Here is a 19,328-nt window from a genome sequence, read left to right on the forward strand (position 1 = left end):
GCCGCTAGACCTGGTTGGGCATCGCCCCGCCGTAGCGGCGGTCGCGCTTGGCGTAGATCTCGCACGCCTCCCACAGGTCCCTTCGGTCGAAGTCGGGCCAGAGCCGGTCGAGGAACACCATCTCGGCGTAGGCCGACTGCCACAGCAGGAAATTGGAGAACCGCTGCTCGCCCGACGACCGTACGAACAGGTCGACCTCGGGGATCTCCGGCTCGTCGAGATAGCGGGCGAACACCTTCTCGTTGACCCTGGACGGTCTCACCCGCCCGGCCGCGATGTCCTCGGCCATCCGGACCGCCGCGTCGACGATCTCGGCCTGCCCGCCGTAGTTGACGCAGAACTGCAGCGTCAGCGTGCGGTTGGCGACGGTCATCTCCTCGGCCGTCTGCAACTCGGAGATGACGCTCTTCCACAGCCGTCCCGGTCGGCCGGCCCAGCGTACGCGCACGCCCATGGCGTTGAGCTCGTCGCGACGCCGCCGGATGACGTCGCGGTTGAAGCCCATGAGGAACCGCACCTCGTCGGGCGAGCGCTTCCAGTTCTCCGTCGAGAACGCGTACGCGCTCAGATAGGGGATGCCCAGCTCAAGAGCCCCCTCGATGACGTCGAACAACGAGGACTCGCCTGCTTTGTGCCCCTCGGTGCGCGGCAACCCCCGCGCCTTGGCCCAGCGGCCGTTTCCGTCCATGACGATCGCGACGTGCCGGGGCACCAGCTCGCGCGGGATCGGCGGCGGTGTCGCGCCTGACGGATGCGGGGACGGTGGTCGGACGTTCACGCGGGCTCCCTTTCGACGTGTCGGAGAGAGCGTATGCCGTGTTCGAGGTGCCACTGCAGATAGGCGGCGACAAGGCCGCTGCATTCGCTGCGATGGCGCGACTCGGAGGCGTCGGCCAGGGCCCAGTCGCCGCGCAGCAGCGCGGCCATGAGCACGATCGTCTCTCCGGCGGGCACGGCGGACCCGGACGGCTTGCACGCCCCGCACACCACGCCGCCGGCGATGATGGCGAACGCCCTGATCGCCGGGGCCCGGCACTTGGCGCACGCGTCGAGCGCGGGGGCGTAGCCGGCCACGGCCAGGGAGCGCAGGAAATAGGCGTCCAGCACCAATCTGGCCTCGTGATCCCGGCCGGCGAGCGTGCGCAGCCCGCCCACCAGGAGCAGGAACTGCCGCAGCGCCGGCTCCTTCTCCCCGTGCGTCAGCCGGTCGGCGGTCTCCAGCATCGCGGTGCCCGCGGTGTAGCGCGGATAGTCGGCGGCCAGCGCCTCTCCATAGGGCCTCAACGTCTCCGCCTGGGTGACGACGTCGAGGGTGCGCCCGGTGTGCAGCTGCAGGTCGACGTGGGTGAACGGCTCGAGCCTCGCCCCGAAACGCGACGTCGTGCGGCGCACGCCCTTGGCCACCGCGCGGATTTTGCCGGTGCGCTTGGCCAGAATGGTGACGATGCGGTCGGCCTCACCGAGTTTCTGTGTACGCAGGACCACGCCTTCGTCACGGTAGAGACTCACTCGGACATCTTACGGCCACTCTCGGTACCGACGGGCGGACGTTACGGGCATGCTCTGTTGACGCGACTTTGCGTAACCCTCACTAGACTTTGACGCCTGTCCCCGCATCACCCGTTGTTCAACCCCCCGCAATCGCCTCGAAAGGGAGACATGACCCGCGTGGTCCTGCTGGGCGCCTCGCCCGGCCCCGAAACCTCTCCGACCGGCCTGAGGCTGGCCGCGCTAACCGGCAACCCCACCGTGGCCGAACGACTACGCAGCCAGGTCACCTCCATGGATCCGCGGCCCGCCACCATCGAGTCAGGCGATGTGGCCGCCGCCCTGCGAGCCCTGGCCGATGTCGCAGCATCAGCAACGGAAAACCTCTTCATCATCCCGACCAACTCCGTCGTCCACGACGAGCTGATCTACCAGATCACCAAGTCCAAGCGCGGTGCGCTGGCGCTCGTCGCGAAGGAGCCGCGCTACGGGATCACCGAGGAGGCGCAGGAGGACACCGGTCAGGAAGACAACGGCCAGGAAGACGGCGACGACGAGTCCGGTCAGGAAGGGCGCGTCCCGATCGCCGAGGCGGAGCCGGAGATCGGCTACGAACGCCTCGAAGGCCTGCCCGTCCGCGCCCGCATCGGCAAATCCTCCCGCGTGGTCTCGGTGGGCACCGCCCACCACGCGGTCACCAGGCCCAACGCGGCGCTGCTCGGCCCGCTGCACGTGAGCGCGCGCAACGCGCCCGTGCTGGCGCAGACCTGCCGCGAGCTGGCCGAGATCGCCCACCGCTTCGGCGATGACGACGACCTGGTGCAGCTCATCGTGTTCGGCCTGGTGCGCAACGGCGTGTCGGTCGGCATCCGCGGCCGCCGCGACCTGTTCTACCGCCGGGTCACCACCCAGGAGGAGGTCAACGAGGCGGGCGCCGAGATGACCGGCATGGACGAAGACCGCTCCAGGCTCAACAACGCGGTCAAGGGCGCCGACGGCTTCTTCACCACCTACTTCGTCTCCACCTACTCCCGCTTCATCGCCCGCTGGGCGGCCAGGCGCGGGCTGACGCCCAACCAGGTCACGCTGATCTCGATCGCGCTCGGCGTGGCCGCGGCCGCCTGCTTCGCCACGGGCGATCGCCCGTGGATGGTGGCGGGCGGGATCCTGATCTACTTCGCGTTCGTCTTCGACTGCGTTGACGGGCAGGTGGCCCGCTACGCCCGCAAGTTCGGCGTGCTGGGGGCATGGCTGGACGCCACGTTCGACCGGTTCAAGGAATACGTGGTCTTCGCCGGCCTGGCCATCGGCTGGGTGGTCTCCGGCAACAGCGAGGACATCTGGATCCTGGCGCTGGCCGCGATCGGCCTGCAGTCGGTGCGCCACCTGCTCGACTTCTCCTTCGGCATCTCCAACCGCCGCAAACCACCGGCCAAGCTGCCCACCGTGGCCCTCGACGCGCCCGACGACCGCGACCTGCGCGAGGCGCTGACGCGGCGGAAGGTCGAGCGCAGCCAGGGCGTGCGGGGCGTGCTCAAGATGTGGAGCAAGGCGGGCAAGAACCGCGCCGTCCACTGGGCGCGCAAGATGATCGTGTTCCCCATCGGCGAGCGGTTCGCGGCCATCGCGATCACCGCCGCCCTCTTCGACGCCCGGATCACCTTCATCACCTTGGTGATCTGGGGCTCCGTCGCCGCCATCTACACCCTCACCGGACGCCTCATGAGGTCGCTCGTATGATCACCCAACCGCAGGCCATGGCCACCCCCACGCCGGACCCCGACGAGGAACGCCGCCGCATCCAGACCGCCCGCCTGCTCGCCTACCGCGACGACGGCCCGCTCGTCCACGCACTGGCCGGCAAGATCGGCAGGGGCTTGCCGCCCGTGCCCGCCACGCTCGTCGCCCTGCTGGCGATCATCGGCCTCATCGTCGCCGGCGTGCTGGAGCCGGGCCCGATCCTGCTCCTGCCCGTGGCGATCATGCTGCTGCTGGTGCTGCCCACCGCGCCGCGCGACCACCTGGGCCGCTTCGACTGGCTGACCCCGCCGCTGCTGCGGGGCACCGAGTTCCTCACCATGATCGCCATCGGCCTCGTGGCCGACGCGCCGAGGTGGCTGCTGTTCGTGCTGGTGTACGTCGTGGGCTACCACACCTACGACACCGTCTACCGCACCCGCCAGAGCATCTGGCCGCCCGCCTGGGTGTTCCACGCGGGGCTCGGGTGGGAGTTGCGCCTGCTCATCATCGGCGCCGGGGCCGCGCTCGGGGCGCTGACCCCGGTGCTGGCGGTGCTGACGGCCTACCTGTTCGTCCTGTTCGCGGTGGAGAGCGTGACGAGCTGGGTCCGCCTCGACAAGTCCTCCGCGCAGGCGAGCGCCGACGCCGAGCAGGACCTCGAAGCCTCCCCCGAAGAGGCGATGGAGCAGGCTCAGGCCAACGGCGAGGCCGCCAAGGGCTGACCGGGGTCGATGCCGCGGCACCGCACGTCCGTACGGTGCCGCGGCCTCACCCACCGCCCGTTCTCCGGCCGCGAAGGCTCGGCACGACCCGGTCTGGTTCCACGTGATTCCACAAGGCCGACAGTGGCGAGAAGAAGATGCGGTCCCCTGACGGGAGGTTCGTCGCGCCGAGGTGCAGGACGTATCCAGCGCGGAACCTGTCGCCAAGCCTCTCTCTCAACCAGCGAAGATGCTTGGCGTCCTCGCTCTTGGGCGTGGCTGAGGCCTCGACCTCAATGCCCACCACACCGCCGTCACGGCGCTCGAGGATGGCGTCGATCTTGCGCTTCTCTCTGTCCCGGTAGTGGCGCATGGTGACCTGCCGGCGGGCGAAGGTCGACAGCTTGAGAAGTTCCGCGAAGACGAAAGTCTCCAGGAGCCCGCCGAGGGCTGGATGTCCCGGGGCGAGAAGCGCGTCAGCATCCACGTCCATGAAGTAGGCGGCCAGCCCGCTGTCGGTCACATAGGTCTTGGGCGCGTGGGTCACGCGTGAGGTGAGGTTGTTGGAACATGCAGGTGCCGAGCCGACCAGGAACACGGTTTCCAGATAGGCCAGATGCGTGCGTACGGTCGCCGCGTCGAGCCCGAGACCTTCGGCGATGTGGGCGAGGACCAGTTGCCCTCCGGCCCCGGGCGTCCATGCTGACACCCGGCCTGTGGAGAACTCCGGGTCGGCGAACACGTGATCGCAGAACGCCTGTGTCCCCCCACGCGCTCGCTGACCGCGAAAGGCCACAGATCCACGAACGCCACACGGCCCGCGAGTGACTCTGAGAGCGTGGGGATCACCGGTTGCGGATGTCTACGCGCGAAAGTGCGCGGGTCGTCCTTGGCGATCGCGAGTTCGGAGCGATCGTCGAGGGTGGTGAACGTGGCTTCGCCGAAGCGTCTGCACGTTTGCAGCAGGGTGGTCTTACCCGCCAACCGTGAGAGACGGCATCTTCACGTTCGGCGACAGTGCTCGCCGTGCCGCCATTACCCGGAAGTGAGCACTTAGTCTGGGGGCAGGGACACTCGGGCCGGGTTCCGGTCCGGCCGGAGCCAGGAGAGACGCGGATGGCGTTCTTGTCGCGGCTGTTCAAGCGGGGCGATCCGCTGGCCGAGCGCGAGGAGGCGCGCCGACAGGGGATGCGGGACGCCCGCCGGCATCCGTTAGGCGAGTTCACCGATCCGGAGTTCCAGCCCGCGTACGTGACGGAGATCCGTGCCCGGGCCCGCGAGCAGATCACCGAGGTCGACCGGCGCCTGGCCGCCACGCGTACGGCACTGATGGAACGAGCGCTGGGTGAGCGGGAGGTCATCCTGCGGGAGCTGGGCAGGAGCGACACCCTGCCACCACCGTCCACGTCCCCGAACGGTCACGCCCCCGCGCCGCCCGAGCCAGGACCAGGCGCCGCCCCCGACACCGGCCCGAACACCACTCCCGAGAACCACCCGGGCGCCACCCCCGAAGCCCGGCAGGACGCCGAGTCCGGCCAGGCACCGGTGCAACAGGCGGCGGGGGCCGATGCGGCGGCCACCTGGGCGGTGGGAGCGAGGGAGCGGGATCCGTTCATCTCGATCGCGGAGGCCAGGGCGCTGCGGGCGGAGGCGCGGCGGCGGGCCGTGGTCGAGGAGGCGAACGCCGGCGTGCAGCGGGCCAGGGCCCGCATCGAGCACCTCACCCAGGAGTGGGACAGCGCGCTGATCCAGCGCGACCACGAGGTGGAGGCGGTGCAGGCCAGGGCCGAGCAGCTCATCGCCGCGTACAAGAGCGGCGTGCTGCGGGCCCATCCGCGTAAGGAGGAGGTCCCGTCGTTGTGGAAGGGCGAGATCATCGCCATGGACGCCACGGCGGGCAACCCCACGGCGGTCTCGGGCCGGCAGGAGATCGGGCGGATCCTGCGCGAGGTGGAGAACCGCATCGAGGTGTGGCACGCCGAGGTGCTGCCCAGGGAGTTGCCCGGCGGGTCCCGCCGCCAGCTGTCACCGGGCACGCCGGACACGGACGCCACGGACACGAAGGACGACCCGGACGATTCGCCGCACAGGCAGGAGGACGGATGATGGCGGAGGGAAGCGGCGGGGCCCGGGACCGGCGCGCGGTTCCGGGAAGAGCCCGGACGGCGCGCCGCCTGATCGCGGCGTTAGGGGTGCTGCCGGTGGTCGCGGCCGGTCTGACGGCGTGCGGGACCGAGGCCAGAGGGCTCTGCGGGGTGGTCGTCGACTCGACCAGTTACGCCGATCCCGCCACCTCCAGGAACGACGTCGCCTCCAAGGTGCCGGCGTTCGCGGAAGGGTGCGACTGGATCGGGTTCGCGGCGGTCACGGGCAGCTCGGAGAGCAGCGCCTGCCGCCAGGACCCGGTGCCCGTCGCGGCGACCCGGGCCGAGAACCCCAACGACAATCCCATGGTCGAGGAGCGGGTCAGGAAACACCGCATCACGCAGGTGGTGCCGCGGGCGGTCAAGCTGTTCGACTGCCCGACGGAGGGCGAGGGGTCGGACGTCCTGGGGGCGCTGCGGTACGTGGCCAAGCAGCTCAGCGCGCAACGGCAGCCGGACAGGGCGCACCGGATCCTCGTCTTCAGCGACCTGATCAACAATCGGGGTGAGCTGGACATCAACCGGCTGGACCTCAGCGAGAGCGCGCGTAGCCAGAAGATCAAGGAGTTGCGGGACGCGCGGCTGCTGCCCGACATGACCGGGTACGCGGTGGTCGTGCATGGTTTCCTGCGGGAGAAGACGTCGAGCCCCGACCGGTTCCCCCAGCTGGAGGCGTTCTGGCAGGAGGCGTTCGAAGCGACCGGCGCGACCACCGTGGACCTGCTGTGACGTCCGGCGTGGGCCGCAACGAGAGCGCTCTCTGGAAACGCTCCGAGCCCGCCTTCACGAGCGTGGGGTGCCCCGTGTGGCGATGATTGACAGGAACCATCTGCTGTGTTCACATCGTTGAGAGAGCGCTCTCTCGCCATCCGCACCCCCATGGAGCGATGATGACAACAACAAACAGGCACCGGCGCCGCTTAGCGGCCGTGGCCGTGGCTCTCACCGCACTCACCGGGCTGCTCGTCCAGATGACCACCGGCGCCTCGGCGTCCGTGCCGCCCACGCCGTCCGGCTGGTCACTGGTCTGGTCCGACGACTTCAACGGCCCGGCGAACACCCTGCCCTCGTCGAACAACTGGATCATCGACACAGGGCACGCGTACCCCGGCGGCCCGGCCAACTGGGGCACCGGCGAGATCCAGAACTACACCTCCAGCACCTCCAACCTCAGCCTCGACGGCTCGGGCAACCTGCGCATCACCCCGCTCCGCAGCGGCTCCGGCGAGTGGACCTCGGCCCGCATCGAGACCAGGCGATCCGACTTCAAGCCCGCCGACGGGCGCATCCTGCGCATCGAGGGCCGCATCCAGATGCCGAACGTGACCGGCAACGCCGCCCTCGGCTACTGGCCGGCGTTCTGGGCGCTCGGATCGCCGTACCGGGGGAACTACTGGAACTGGCCGGGGATCGGCGAGTTCGACATCATGGAGAACGTCAACGGCCTCAACTCCGTCTGGGCCGTGCTCCACTGCGGCGTCGCCCCCGGCGGGCCGTGCGACGAGAACAACGGCCTCGGCGCCAGCCGCGCCTGCCCCGGCACGTCCTGTCAGTCGGGCTACCACACCTACCGCTTCGAGTGGGACCGCAGCGTGAGCCCCAACCAGCTGCGCTGGTACGTGGACGGCCAGCTGTTCCACAGCCTCAGCCAGTCCCGGTTCGACGCCACGACCTGGAACAACATGACCGGCCACGCCGGCTACTTCCTGCTGCTCAACGTGGCGATGGGCGGCGCGTTCCCCAACGGCGTGGCCGGCTTCGGGACCCCCACGGGGGACACCGTGCCCGGCAGGCCGATGATGGTGGACTACGTCGCGGTCTGGCAGAGCGGCACGGGCGGCGGCGACCCCGACCCGACCGACCCGCCCGGCAACGTCGACGCCCGCTCCACCATCCAGGCCGAGCGCTACACCGCCCAGTCGGGCACCATGATCGAGTCGACCACCGACTCGGGCGGCGGCCAGAACGTCGGCGGCATCTCCAACGGCGACTGGCTGCGCTTCGACGGAGTGAGGTTCGGCTCGCAGGCCGCCCGCCAGTTCAAGGCCAGGGTGGCGTCCGGGGCGGGCGCCGGGGTCAGCGGGCTGGTGCAGGTGCGGCTCGGGAGCCCCACGGCCGCGCCCATCGGTGACTTCGCCGTGGGGAACACCGGCGGATGGCAGAGCTGGCGCACCATCCCGGCCAACATCTCGGGGGTGACCGGGACGCACACGGTCTACCTGACCTTCAGCAGCGGCCAGCCTGCCGACTTCGTCAACGTCAACTGGTTCACCTTCTCCACCTCCTGACCGCCTGTCCCGCCTCCGCCGGCGGGCCCGTACGCGCGTGATCCCGTGCGTACGGGCCCGCGGTGCGCTGGAGGAGGTCAGGAGGAGCGGGTGCGGCGCTGCAGGACGATGCGTTCGGCCCAGCTGGCCGCCTCAGGATCCTTCAGGCCCTCGACGACTCCCCCGAGGTACGCCGTAGCCAGGCTGTCGAAGCCGCCGTCGAGCTGCCGCAGCCGGCTGGCCCGGCGGCGGTCCACGGCCTCGACGTAGTGGGCGATGCTCTCCGCGTAGCCGGCGTCGTGCTGGTAGGCCGCCTGGGCGCCGACGAAGGCGCAGGCCTCGGCGTCACGTTTGGCCCGGAGTTCCCTGAGGCGGCGGTCGTTGGGGTTGTGCATGCGGCGCCCCAGGTCGGCGGCGATGAGGGCGGTGGCCACGAGGAGCGCCAGCAGGAGGACCATGGTGGGCAGCTGGCCGACGCCCTCGGAGGTGGGGCCGACCTCCTGCCCGTCCACCACCAGGGGCTTGACCAGGGCGTCCCGGCGCAGCACGGCCACGGCAACGATGAGGCCCAGCCAGACGAGCGCCACGCCGATCAGCAGCCAGCGCCCCTCGGCCGAGCTGCCGTGCTCCTGCCAGGAACGGAACGCGCGCCCGTACATGTGCGGCGCCACCAGCATGATCAGGGCTGCGCCCGCGGCGAGGAGCGCGGTCATCGCGACGCTGTCGCCCCAGCTGAGGATCACCTGGTAGAGGATGGGCACCTCGACGACCAGCAGGAGCAGCAGAAGGAGCGCGGCGGGCAGCCAGCGGCGGACGACCGGCCAGTGGCTGCCGGAGACGGCGATCGAGCTGGGGCGGCCGTCGCCGGGGCGCCTGCTGGGGTGTTCCAGCTCGGTGACGCGCTGCCGGCTGTCGTCCAGGGCCTTGCGCGCCTCCCCGAACGCGCGCTGCGACTCCGCCAGGCGGATCTTCTGCGCCTCTAACTCGGCGCGGGCCCGCTGGGTCTCCCGCTCCGTGCACTCGTCGATTCTGGCGAGCTCTTCCCGGCGTTCGTCCTCCAGCTCGTGGAAGCGGGGCACGCTGCCGGTCTGGAGGGTGAGCGTGTCGATCTGGCCGCCTTCGGCGTGGGCGCGGCCCAGAGCGCGTTCTTCGCCGCGGCGCCGCGGCCACTCGGGCAGGTGGTAGAGGTCGCCGTCGTACGCGGCCGCGGGCGCGATGCGGGTGACCTGGCCGTCGGGCTCGACGGATGCTTCCTGCTTGCGGCGGACGAAGCGCATCTGGCCTCCCAGCGGGGTCCTGCCATCGATGCTAAGTCGCCGGGGCGCGGATCGACGGCAGGCGCCCGATTCGGGAGACAAGAGACGGATGAGCGGCCGTCAGGTGGAGCCCCCGACCAGCCGGGAGCACGGCCGACGTGACGTGGCGGCCGTCAGGTGGAGTCCCTGACCACGAGCCTGGCCGGGAGCACGACGGACGTGACGTGGCGGCCCTCCAGGCGCGACAGCAGGAGCCGGGCGAGCGCGAGGGCCTGGTCGGCGACAGGGACGCGCACGGTGGTGAGCTGCGGGGTGGTGGCCGAGGCGGCGTCGATGTCGTCGAAGCCCGCGATCGCCAGGTCGTCCGGCACCCGCCGCCCGGCCTCCTGCGCCGCCCGCAACGCCCCGATGGCCAGCTGGTCACCGGCCACGAAGATCGCGTCCAGTGACGGGTTGTCGCCGATGAGCCGGCGCGCGGCGGCCGCGCCGGACGCGCGGGTGAGGTCGTCGGCCGGGGCCAGGAGCGGCCTCATGCCGGCGCGGTGCAGGGCCGCGCGGTGACCGGCCAGGCGGTCCTGGACGGAGACCAGGTCCATGGGGCCGCAGATCATGCCGATGTGGCGGCGGCCGCGCGCGATGAGGTGCTCGGTGGCGGCCGCCGCTCCCCCGGCGTTGTCGACGTCCACGTACGGCACCAGCGACGCGACCGCGGGTTTGCCGAGCAGCACGATCGGCACGCCGGTCCGCGAGAGCCGCTCGGCCAGAGTGTCGGCCCGGTCGGGCGGCAGAAGCACGACGCCGTCCGCCAGCCGCGCCTCCACGTGGGAGGCGATGCGGCGGTGGCTCTCGGCGGTGTCGGCCAGCATGAGCGTGATCTGCTTGCCCGCGCCCTCGAGCATGCTGGTGACGTACTGGACGACGGCCGCGGTCAGCGGATCGCCGCCCTGTCTGGGCACCGACAGGACGAGGGCGACCGTGTTGGTGCGCCGGGTGACCAGGCTGCGGGCGGCCGCGTTGGGCACGTAGCCGAGCTCTCTGACGGCCCGCATCACCGTCGCGCGGACCTCAGGGCTCACCGAGGTCTCGCCGTTGACGACGCGCGAGACCGTGGCTCTGGAGACGTGGGCGCGGGCGGCCACGGTCTCCAGGGTGGGCCGCCTGGCGCGGGTCTCGCTCAGGCCGTTGCGCGCGACGACGTCGCGATACCACCGGGCGCTGTCTTTCATGCGGCGTTTCTGGGTGGCGAAGTCCACGTGCACGAGGCCGAACTTGCGCTGGTAGCCGTCGGCCCATTCGAGGTTGTCGAGCAGCGTCCAGACGAAATATCCGCGGGCCCTGGCGCCGTTCTCGATCGCGGATCTCAGGGCGCGCAGGTGCTCCTCGATGAAGCTGATCCTTTCGACGTCGTGAATGCCGTCGCCGGTCACCACGTCGACGAAGTCGGCGCCGTTCTCGGTGATCATCAGGTCGGTTTCCGGATATTCCCGCGAAAGACGGCCGAGCAACTGGGAGAGGCAACCGGGCACGATGGGCCAGCCCATGGCGGTGACCGCCGTGGGCACCGTGCAGAAGAGCACGCCCTCGCTTCCCGGGAAAGCCGGATCGGCGGGTTCGCTGGGCTGCGCCTGCACCACCAGCGGCGCGTAGTAATTGACGCCGATCAGGTCGATGGGCTGGGCGATGACGTCGAGGTCGCCGTCGCGGACGTGGCCGAGCCCCGCGTGGCGCTCGATGAGCGGGATCAGGTCGGCCGGGTAGGCGCCGCGCAGCATCGGGTCGAGGAACTGCCGGTTCGCCAGGGCGTCGATCCTGGCCACGGCCTCGGCGTCCTCCTCGCTCAACTCCCTGCCGAAGTCGCTCACCTGGGCGGGCGTCAGCACGGGTGAAATGTTGACGACGGCGCTCACCTTGGCGGCCCCGGCGGCGCGCAGCGCCTGGACGCCCAGCCCGTGGGCGAGCAGCATGTGGTGGGCGCTGCGGAAGGCGTCGGCCGCCGACGTCCTGCCAGGCGCGTGAATGCCGGAGCCATATCCGAGAAAGGCCGCCACCCACGGTTCGTTCACCGTGAACCACGTGTCGACCCGGTCACCGAGCCGCTCGTGAACGGCCGCGGCGTAATCCGCGAAATGGCGGGCGGTGTCGCGGACCGGCCAGCCACCCTGGTCTTCCAGAGCCTGCGGCAGGTCCCAGTGATAAAGGGTGGCATAGGGGGTGATGCCCGCGGCGAGCAACTCGTCGAGCAGCCGGTCGTAGAAGCCGAGCCCGGCCGTGTTCACCTTTCCGCAGCCGTCGGGAATCACCCTCGCCCAGCTCACCGAGAACCGGTAGGCGGCTATTCCGAGGTCTTTCATCAACCGCACGTCCTCGGTATGGCGGTGGTAATGGTCGCACGCCTCCGCGCGGTCGGCGGAGAAGCCGTCCCAGATGGACGGGCCGCGGCCGTCTGCGGTCGTGGCCCCCTCGATCTGGAAAGCGGAAGTCGACACTCCCCAGACGAAACCCTCGGGGAAACTCGCTGCGCTCATCGTGGTGAAAACCCTCCGGACACGGTTCGGGCGCCCAGTCTCCCGCGCGCCGCACGTCGCGCGCCAGCCTGGCCAGGCTGTATACAGAGCGCGTGGAACTGGACCGGCTCGATCGTGACATCATCGCGGCGCTCGTCGACGACGCCCGTGCGACGTACGCGGACATCGGTGACCAGGTGGGGCTGAGCGCGTCGGCGGTCAAGCGGCGGGTCGACCGGCTGCGGGCGACGGGGGCGATCACCGGGTTCAGCGCCCGGGTGGCGCCCCAGGCGCTGGGCTGGACGACCGAGGCGTACGTGGAGCTGTTCTGCCAGGGCAAGACCAAGCCGTCGGACATCGCGCTGTCCGTGGCCAAGTTCCCCGAGGTGGTGGGGGCGGCCACGATCACCGGCGAGGCCGACGCGCTGCTGCACATCAGGGCGACGGACGTCCGTCACGTGGAGCGGGTGATCGAGCGCATCGCGGCGGAGACGTTCGTGGTGCGGACCAGGAGCGTCATCGTGCTCTCCAGGCTGGTCGACGCACCTCCTGGCACCACCGTGCCGCAACCGCGCAACGGAACGCATACGAGCGCCTGAAAGACGCAACAGACCTGCGCATATACGCAATGTCGACGTCTTGGCCGCCATGACGGCGGTTCCTAGGCTGGCTGCGTCCCTCCAGAGCGGGATTTTCCCTGGTCAACGATGATGGAGCGCTGCATGCCCAAACACTTCCTCATGTGTCGCCCCGACTACTTCGCCGTCGAATACAGCATCAATCCGTGGATGCGCCCGGAAGCCGGCGCGTCCCGCGACGTCGCGGTTCGGCAGTGGGAGGAGCTCAAAGCCGCATACGAGGAACTCGGCCATCGCGTCAGCCTGATCGACCCGATCGACGGGCTGCCCGACATGGTGTTCGCCGCCAACGGCGCGCTGGTCGTCGACGGGCGCGTCTACGGCGCCCGGTTCGCCTACCCGCAGCGCGGCCCCGAGGGCCCGGCCTATCTGCGCTGGTTCGCCGAGCGCGGATATCCGGCGCACGAGCCGCGGCACGTCAACGAGGGCGAGGGCGACTTCCTCGCGCTCGACGAGGTCATCCTCGCCGGCACCGGCTTCCGCACGGACGTGCGAGCCCACCAGGAGGCGCAGGAGATCCTGGGCCGGCCGGTGACCTCGCTGACGCTGGTCGACCCGCGCTTCTACCACCTGGACACGGCGCTGTTCCCGCTGGACGGCCGGAACGTGGCCTACTACCCGGAGGCCTTCTCGCGGGGCAGCCAGGAGGTGCTGCGCCGCATGTTCCCCGAGGCGATCCTGGCGACCGCCCTGGACGCCGAGGTGCTCGGCCTGAACGCGGTCAGCGACGGCACCCACGTGGTGATCAATGCCGAGGCCTCCACCCTGCAGTTGGAGCTCAAGCGCCGGGGGTACGAGGTGATCCCGGTCGACCTGTCGGAGCTGCGTAAGGCGGGTGGGGGCCCCAAGTGCTGCACACTGGAGATCAGGGGGGAGAACTGACCATGACCACCAGCGCAGAGCTGATCGAGATCAGCGAGAGCCGCAGCGCACACAACTACCACCCACTGCCCGTGGTGATCCGCGAGGCGCATGGAGCGTGGGTCACCGACGTCGAGGGGAAGCGTTATCTGGACTGCCTGTCCGGCTATTCCTCGCTCAACTTCGGCCACAGCCACCCGAAGATCGTCGAGGCGGCGAGGGACCAGCTCGAACGGCTGACCCTGACCAGCCGCGCCTTCTACCACGACCAGTTCGCGCACTTCTGCGCCGGCCTGGGCGACCTCACGGGCAAGGACATGATCCTGCCCATGAACACCGGCGCCGAGGCCGTCGAGACCGCCATCAAGGTGGCGCGCAAGTGGGGCTACGAGGTCAAGGGCGTCGAGCCCGACCAGGCCAACATCATCGTGATGGAGAACAACTTCCACGGCCGCACCACCACGATCATCAGCTTCTCCACCGACGCGGAGGCGCACGACGGCTTCGGCCCCTACACGCCGGGCTTCAGGATCGTGCCCTACGGCTCGGCCGACGCGATCAGGCAGGCCGTCGACGCCAACACGGTCGCCGTGCTCGTCGAGCCCATCCAGGGCGAGGCCGGGGTGCTGGTGCCGCCGGACGGCTACCTGACCGAGGTCAGGGAGCTGTGCTCGGCGGGCGGGATCCTGATGATCGCCGACGAGATCCAGTCAGGCCTGGGCCGCACCGGGCAGACGTTCGCGTGCGACGTCGAAGGGGTCGTGCCCGACATCTACGTCCTGGGCAAGGCCCTCGGCGGCGGCGTCGTACCGGTGTCGGCCATCGCGGCCGACCGCGACGTGCTCGGCATCATCCACCCCGGCCAGCACGGGTCCACGTTCGGCGGCAACCCGCTGGCGTGCGCGGTGGGCATCGCGGTCATCGAGCTGCTGAACACCGGCGAGTTCCAGGCCAGGGCCACCAAGCTCGGCGAGACCCTGCACACCCGGCTGCGCGAGCTGATCGGCAAGGGCGTCACCGAGGTGCGCGGGCGCGGGCTGTGGGCTGGCGTGGACATCGAGCCGTCGCTGGCCACCGGGCGCGAGGTGTCGAAGGCGCTGCTGAGGCGCGGCGTGCTGGTCAAGGACACGCACGGCTCCACGATCCGGCTGGCTCCGCCGATCGTCGTCTCCGAGGACGACCTGATCTGGGCGATCGACCAGCTCACCGATGCTCTCTACGCCTTGAAGGAGCGGTAAGGGCTCAACCCACGCGTAAGGACTCGATCGGCTTCATGGCGTCGTCGCGCGACTCGTACCAGGTCAGCGTGCCGGGGAGGGTCAGGGTGGCCAGCGCATTCTGAAACCAGGGGCCCTTGACGATCCTCCACCGGAAGGGCGCTCTCGGGATGCCCGCCGACCGCGCCAGCAGGCCGCCCACCAGCGTGGCCAGGCCGAACTGGGTGAACACGTTGGCCCAGCGCAACACCCGGCTGAGCGGGTTGCGGATCGGCGAGCACACGACCTGGTAGACCGGCCCGGTGTTGGCCTTGGCCAGGTAGGAGTAGTGCACGTCGCCGGAGAGGATCAGCACGGGCTTGCCGAGCTTGATCAGCATCCTGGCCAGGTCTTCGAACGAGCGGCGGAACGCCGCCCAGTGCTCCAGGTCGAAGGCCTGCCGGAGCATCTCGGAGCACCGGCCCACCAGGCGGCCCCACTTGCCGTCGCACAGGACCTCGTTCCAGTTCTGTACGCCGTGGACGCCCTCGGGCAGCAGGAACGGGATCGACGAGCCGATGATCAGCCGCTCGGCCGGGCGGGTGACCTGCTCCTGGAGCCAGGCCCACTCGTCGGGGTCGAGCATGCGGCGGTCGCCGGGCGTGAGCTGCCTGGCGCACCGCGTGTCGACCATGATCAGGCGGGCCTCCCCGAGGTCGCGGGCGTAGCTCCAGCGGTTGCTGCTCGGCTCGGCGTCGGCCTTGTCGGCGAACTCGTCGAGCGCGTCTCCGGTGTCGCCGTCGCCGCCCAGCAGCTTCTGCAGGAGCGGCTCCTCCGCGCGCTCGGCCGGTGAGAGGTTGCCAAGATGCTGGTAGACGTAGTACGCCCCGAGCCCCGCGATGACCCGGCGGCGCCACCATGGCGTTCTGGCCATCTGCTCGCGCCAGGTCTTCGAGGTGTTCCAGTCGTCGCGCACGTCGTGGTCGTCGAAGATCATCGCGGTCGGCACGGTGGACAGCAGCCAGCGGATGTCGGGGTCGGTCCACGCCCGGCGGTAGAGCTCGGCGTATTCCTCGAAGTCGGCGATCTCCCCCTGCGGGGCGGTGTCTCTCCGCGACCTGATGTAGGCCAGGATCTCGGGCGACGGGTTGTCGGCGTAGACCTGGTCGCCGAGGAGCAGCAGCAGGTCGGGCCACTCCTCGTCGCCGGCCTGCGCGAGATGTCCGCCGAGCGTGCGTAGCATGTCGTTGCCGTGCGTGAGCACGTGCGCCGCGTCGTGCGGCACGCTGGTGCGGCACGAGCCGAACGTCAGCTTGCGCACCCCTTCTGCGGGCAGCAGCCTGATCCGGCTGGGCGGGCGACCTTCCTGAGGCCATACGGCCTCCCCGTCGAGTGTGACGGAATAGGACCCGATATCCTGGGAGAGTCCAACGAGATCCACGATCGCGTAGTGGTGTCCGTGCACGGTGAAGGTAGGCGACCGGTAAGCCCTGCCGTCCGCTTCGACGGTGACCGTGCAGGGGTCGGCGGTCTCCACCCAGATCGAGGCGCTGTCACGATCGACATAACGCAGCATCGGCCCCACCACGAGTGCGGGCATTCCACTCCTCAGATCGACGGATCGGCTTGCATCCGCTCGTAAGACTGCCAGAGTGGCGCCGCTCGTGGCACCTCGGTCACCGGCTTGGATTTCTTCCAAGACCCAGGCAAGGTCAAACCCCTCGCCTATAGGATGATCGTAACAAGATCGCCCAAAGTGGAAAGCAACGGCGCTTTCCGCGTAAATGGGCGTAAATACCAGGAGGAAACTCTTCAATGAGCATCATGGTGCCGTCAACGACGCCGGCCCTGATCACACCGGGCCGTCAAGCGCTCGACTCCGCTCTCCACCAGCTCGACCAGGCCGCCGAGCATCTCGGGCTCGACGACGGGCTCCGCACGATGCTGGCCACGCCCCGCCGCTCCCTGACCGTCTCGGTCCCGGTGCGGCGCGAGGACGGACGGCTCGACGTCGTCCAGGGATACCGGGTCCAGCACAACGTCTCACGCGGCCCCGCCAAGGGCGGGCTCCGGTTTCATCCCAGCACCGACATCCACGAGGTCACCGCGCTCGCGATGTGGATGACCTGGAAGTGCGCACTGGTCGGCATCCCGTACGGCGGCGCCAAAGGCGGCGTGGCCGTGGACCCGGCCGGGCTCACCACCCACGAGCTCGAACGGCTGACCCGCCGCTACATCAACGAGATCCTGCCGCTGATCGGCCCGGAGAAGGACATCCCCGCACCCGACGTCGGCACCGACGAGCAGACGATGGCGTGGGTCATGGACACCTACAGCGTCAACGCAGGCTATTCCGTGCCCGGCGTGGTCACCGGCAAGCCGATGACGCTGGGCGGCTCGCTCGGCCGTGCGGGCGCGACCTCGCGCGGCGTGCAGATCGCGGCTCTGGCCGCGCTGGGCGGCTCTCCCGAAGGCGTGACCGTGGCCGTGCAGGGCTTCGGCAAGGTGGGCGCGCTGGCCGCGCAATACCTCTCCGACGCCGGCTGCAAGGTCGTGGCCGTCTCCGACGTCACGGGCGCCGCCTACGCGAGCAGCGGCCTCGACATCGCCCGGCTGCGCGCCTGGGTCGCCGAGGAAGGCGGCGTGCACGGCTACCGCCACGCCGACGCGCTGGCCCGCGACGACCTGTTCGAGCTGGACGTCGACGTGCTGGTCCCGGCCGCGCTGGAAGGCGCGATCACCGAGGCCAACGCGCCCAGGATCCGGGCCAGGCTGATCGTCGAGGGCGCCAACGGGCCCACCACGCCGCAGGCCGACGAGATCCTCGCCGCCTCCGGCACCACGGTCGTGCCCGACATCCTGGCCAACGCGGGCGGGGTGATCGTGTCCTACCTGGAGTGGGTGCAGAACATGCAGGCCTACTCCTGGAGCTCCGGCGAGGTCGAGCTCAAACTGCACGACCTCATGCAGGGCGCCTACTCCGAGGTGAAGTCGCTGGCCGCCGAGCGCGGGCTGACGCTCAGGCAGGCGGCGCACGTCATCGGCGTGGGCCGGGTGGCCGACGCGCACCAGATGCGCGGCCTCTACCCGTGACGGCCGGCAGCCAGAACGACTAGGGGTCAGGAACGACCGGGGCCCGCCGTCCGGGGCGGGTTCCGGTGCTCATTCCTTGGGCCCACTTCCTGGGCCCACTTCCTGGGCCCACTTCCTGGGCCCACTTCCTGGGCTCGGCGTAGTCGAGCGCGGCCACCAGACCTTTCGAGATCGCGCATGAGCCGCTCGGTGCGATCGGCGCCGAACGCGACCGCGACGAGCCCGTGGTGCTCGGCCACCGCGCCGTCCACCCGCGCGAGCAGCTCGGCCCCCCGGTCCGAGACGAACACCGCCACCCGCCGCCGGTCGCCCTTCGACAGCCCGCGGTAGACCAGCGCCCGCTCGATCAGCCGGTCGATCGCCTTGGTCAGCGTGGGGTGCGGCATCAGCACCGCCGCGGCGAGCTCGCCCATCGAGTCGCCCCGCCCGTCGGCCAGCGCGCGCATGATGCGCCACTGCTCGACGGTGACGTCCTCGCCGGCCAGCGCCGCCGCCAGCCCCCGGTTGACGCTGCGCTCCGCGCGGCTCAGCAGATAGGCGAGCGAGGACCCGAGCCCAGAGGAGGTCATCGAGGAGGTCCTTTCATCGGGGAGCTACAACGGAGGATACTCGTCGGCGTGGCGGCGACCGTCGATCCTCTCGAAGCACGGCTCTTACCCTCTGGTTCGATCAGGATCGGCCTGGTCGTGCCCGTGTCCGGGGTGCTCGGCCCGATGGGCCCCTGCGCGATCAACTGCGCCGTCCTGGCGGCCGAGGAGCTCAACGCCGCGGGCGGCATGCTGGGCAGGCCGGTCGAGCTGGTCCTCGTCGACGGCGGGCGGCCCGCGCGGCAGGTGGCGGCCGAGGTGTCCGAGCTGGTCGCGACAGGCACCGTGCAGGCCGTGGCGGGCGCCCACGCCAGTGACGTGCGGGTCGAGGTGGTGGCCGCGATCGCCGGGCGGGCGCCGTTCGTCTACGGGCCGCCGTACGAAGGCGGCGGGCACGCGCCGGGCGTCTACTTCCTCGGCGAGACCCCCGACCGGCAGCTCGCGCCGGGGATCGAGTGGCTGGTCGGCACGCGCCGGGCACGCCGGTGGTTCCTGCTGGGCAACGACTACATCTGGCCGCGCCTGGTGCACGCGAGCGCCCGCCCGCTGCTGCGCGCGCTCGGCGCCACCGTGGTGGGCGAGCACCTCGTCAGGTATGGCGAGGCGATGCACCTGCTCGACCGGGTGGCGGCCGCCCGCCCCGACGCCATCCTTCTGACGCTGATCGGCAGCGACCTCATGGACTTCAACCGGGCGTACGCGGCCGGCGGGCTCGGCGCGGCCCGGTTCTGCGGCGCGCTGGAGGAGCACGGCCTGCCGTTCACCTCGGGAGGGCTGACGGCCTGGATTTCTTTCTGGAGAAACCTCTTCACTAGAAAGCTTTGGTTCTAAGGTGCGAAACGCCCCCGATGCA

At 70.3% G+C, this 19,328-nt stretch carries 17 protein-coding genes; 10 read left to right on the plus strand and 7 right to left on the minus strand.

What is annotated here, in order from left to right; genetic code table 11:
- Window positions 1–4: 4 nt before the first annotated feature.
- Window positions 5–778 carry an isoprenyl transferase gene (locus tag E1294_RS15100; RefSeq protein WP_132508951.1) on the minus strand — a complete coding sequence of 258 codons (774 nt, stop codon included), beginning with the start codon at window positions 776–778 and terminating at the stop codon, window positions 5–7.
- Entirely contained in the window at window positions 775–1,509 is a 735-nt protein-coding gene (gene recO / locus E1294_RS15105) for a DNA repair protein RecO (protein WP_132508953.1), read from the minus strand. The genes E1294_RS15100 and recO overlap by 4 nt, the downstream gene beginning before the upstream one ends.
- Before the next feature lie 150 nt (window positions 1,510–1,659).
- Here recO and E1294_RS57160 point away from each other — a divergent pair, with 150 nt between their 5' ends.
- A complete protein-coding gene (locus E1294_RS57160; protein WP_132508955.1) occupies window positions 1,660–3,228 on the plus strand; it encodes a CDP-alcohol phosphatidyltransferase family protein in 1,569 nt (522 codons plus the stop codon).
- Window positions 3,225–3,950, plus strand: coding sequence for a DUF5941 domain-containing protein (locus E1294_RS57165; RefSeq protein WP_132508957.1), 726 nt, complete (start codon window positions 3,225–3,227; stop codon window positions 3,948–3,950). The genes E1294_RS57160 and E1294_RS57165 overlap by 4 nt, the downstream gene beginning before the upstream one ends.
- Window positions 3,951–3,996: 46 nt before the next feature.
- Here the strand turns inward: E1294_RS57165 and E1294_RS15120 are convergent, their stop codons facing one another.
- Window positions 3,997–4,671: an ATP-binding protein gene (locus E1294_RS15120; protein ID WP_165977294.1), complete on the minus strand. Its 675-nt coding sequence runs from the start codon at window positions 4,669–4,671 to the stop codon at window positions 3,997–3,999.
- 374 nt (window positions 4,672–5,045) lie between these two features.
- On the opposite strand from E1294_RS15120, the gene E1294_RS15125 reads away from it, so the two are divergent.
- From E1294_RS15125 to E1294_RS15135, 3 genes are all read left to right on the plus strand, one after another.
- A complete protein-coding gene (locus tag E1294_RS15125; RefSeq protein WP_132508961.1) occupies window positions 5,046–6,035 on the plus strand; it encodes a hypothetical protein in 990 nt (329 codons plus the stop codon).
- On the plus strand, window positions 6,032–6,802 hold the full coding sequence (locus tag E1294_RS15130) for a vWA domain-containing protein (protein WP_132508963.1): 771 nt from the start codon (window positions 6,032–6,034) through the stop codon (window positions 6,800–6,802). The genes E1294_RS15125 and E1294_RS15130 overlap by 4 nt, the downstream gene beginning before the upstream one ends.
- 200 nt (window positions 6,803–7,002) lie before the next feature.
- Window positions 7,003–8,361, plus strand: a complete 1,359-nt coding sequence (locus E1294_RS15135) for a glycoside hydrolase family 16 protein (protein ID WP_246083028.1) — start codon at window positions 7,003–7,005, stop codon at window positions 8,359–8,361.
- 77 nt (window positions 8,362–8,438) lie between these two features.
- Here E1294_RS15135 and E1294_RS15140 read toward each other — a convergent pair whose 3' ends face one another.
- A complete protein-coding gene (locus tag E1294_RS15140; protein WP_132508967.1) occupies window positions 8,439–9,617 on the minus strand; it encodes a hypothetical protein in 1,179 nt (392 codons plus the stop codon).
- 152 nt (window positions 9,618–9,769) lie between these two features.
- A complete protein-coding gene (locus tag E1294_RS57740) occupies window positions 9,770–12,121 on the minus strand; it encodes a GH1 family beta-glucosidase (protein ID WP_132508969.1) in 2,352 nt (783 codons plus the stop codon).
- Between the two features lie 92 nt (window positions 12,122–12,213).
- On the opposite strand from E1294_RS57740, the gene E1294_RS15150 reads away from it, so the two are divergent.
- The 3 genes from E1294_RS15150 to rocD all read left to right on the plus strand — a co-directional run bounded on the left by E1294_RS15150 (window position 12,214) and on the right by rocD (window position 14,837).
- Window positions 12,214–12,699 (plus strand): Lrp/AsnC family transcriptional regulator, encoded by a 486-nt coding sequence (locus E1294_RS15150; protein WP_132508971.1) that lies wholly within the window; start codon window positions 12,214–12,216, stop codon window positions 12,697–12,699.
- A gap of 123 nt (window positions 12,700–12,822) precedes the next feature.
- The gene (ddaH, locus tag E1294_RS15155) at window positions 12,823–13,620 is read left to right on the plus strand and encodes a dimethylargininase (RefSeq protein ID WP_132508973.1); all 798 of its coding nucleotides are present in this window, start codon (window positions 12,823–12,825) and stop codon (window positions 13,618–13,620) included.
- A gap of 2 nt (window positions 13,621–13,622) precedes the next feature.
- Window positions 13,623–14,837, plus strand: coding sequence for an ornithine--oxo-acid transaminase (rocD, locus tag E1294_RS15160; RefSeq protein WP_132508975.1), 1,215 nt, complete (start codon window positions 13,623–13,625; stop codon window positions 14,835–14,837).
- Window positions 14,838–14,841: 4 nt separating this feature from the next.
- Here the strand turns inward: rocD and E1294_RS15165 are convergent, their stop codons facing one another.
- On the minus strand, window positions 14,842–16,395 hold the full coding sequence (locus E1294_RS15165) for an alkaline phosphatase D family protein (protein ID WP_165977295.1): 1,554 nt from the start codon (window positions 16,393–16,395) through the stop codon (window positions 14,842–14,844).
- A gap of 215 nt (window positions 16,396–16,610) precedes the next feature.
- Between E1294_RS15165 and E1294_RS15170 the strand changes: the two genes are divergently transcribed.
- Complete coding sequence (locus E1294_RS15170) at window positions 16,611–17,888, plus strand: Glu/Leu/Phe/Val family dehydrogenase (protein ID WP_132508977.1); 1,278 nt, start codon at window positions 16,611–16,613, stop codon at window positions 17,886–17,888.
- 26 nt (window positions 17,889–17,914) lie between these two features.
- On the opposite strand, the gene E1294_RS15175 is transcribed toward E1294_RS15170, so the two are convergent.
- The gene (locus E1294_RS15175; protein ID WP_246083029.1) at window positions 17,915–18,457 is read right to left on the minus strand and encodes a MarR family winged helix-turn-helix transcriptional regulator; all 543 of its coding nucleotides are present in this window, start codon (window positions 18,455–18,457) and stop codon (window positions 17,915–17,917) included.
- 48 nt (window positions 18,458–18,505) lie between these two features.
- Between E1294_RS15175 and E1294_RS15180 the strand changes: the two genes are divergently transcribed.
- On the plus strand, window positions 18,506–19,306 hold the full coding sequence (locus E1294_RS15180) for an ABC transporter substrate-binding protein (protein ID WP_246083030.1): 801 nt from the start codon (window positions 18,506–18,508) through the stop codon (window positions 19,304–19,306).
- Window positions 19,307–19,328 lie beyond the last annotated feature (22 nt).

It is taken from the genome of Nonomuraea diastatica (assembly GCF_004349015.1).
In the GTDB taxonomy this organism is placed as follows: Bacteria; Actinomycetota; Actinomycetes; order Streptosporangiales; family Streptosporangiaceae; genus Nonomuraea; species Nonomuraea diastatica.

What these genes read in the sequence shown, in the direction of transcription:
- rocD (WP_132508975.1), top strand. Translation starts at nt 13,623, where the DNA reads ATGACCACCAGCGCAGAGCTGATCGAGATCAGCGAGAGCCGCAGCGCA.
- E1294_RS15140 (WP_132508967.1), bottom strand. Translation starts at nt 9,617, where the DNA reads ATGCGCTTCGTCCGCCGCAAGCAGGAAGCATCCGTCGAGCCCGACGGC.
- E1294_RS15175 (WP_246083029.1), bottom strand. Translation starts at nt 18,457, where the DNA reads ATGACCTCCTCTGGGCTCGGGTCCTCGCTCGCCTATCTGCTGAGCCGC.
- E1294_RS57740 (WP_132508969.1), bottom strand. Translation starts at nt 12,121, where the DNA reads ATGAGCGCAGCGAGTTTCCCCGAGGGTTTCGTCTGGGGAGTGTCGACT.
- ddaH (WP_132508973.1), top strand. Translation starts at nt 12,823, where the DNA reads ATGCCCAAACACTTCCTCATGTGTCGCCCCGACTACTTCGCCGTCGAA.
- E1294_RS15125 (WP_132508961.1), top strand. Translation starts at nt 5,046, where the DNA reads ATGGCGTTCTTGTCGCGGCTGTTCAAGCGGGGCGATCCGCTGGCCGAG.
- E1294_RS15130 (WP_132508963.1), top strand. Translation starts at nt 6,032, where the DNA reads ATGATGGCGGAGGGAAGCGGCGGGGCCCGGGACCGGCGCGCGGTTCCG.
- E1294_RS15170 (WP_132508977.1), top strand. Translation starts at nt 16,611, where the DNA reads ATGAGCATCATGGTGCCGTCAACGACGCCGGCCCTGATCACACCGGGC.
- E1294_RS57160 (WP_132508955.1), top strand. Translation starts at nt 1,660, where the DNA reads ATGACCCGCGTGGTCCTGCTGGGCGCCTCGCCCGGCCCCGAAACCTCT.
- E1294_RS15165 (WP_165977295.1), bottom strand. Translation starts at nt 16,395, where the DNA reads ATGCCCGCACTCGTGGTGGGGCCGATGCTGCGTTATGTCGATCGTGAC.
- E1294_RS57165 (WP_132508957.1), top strand. Translation starts at nt 3,225, where the DNA reads ATGATCACCCAACCGCAGGCCATGGCCACCCCCACGCCGGACCCCGAC.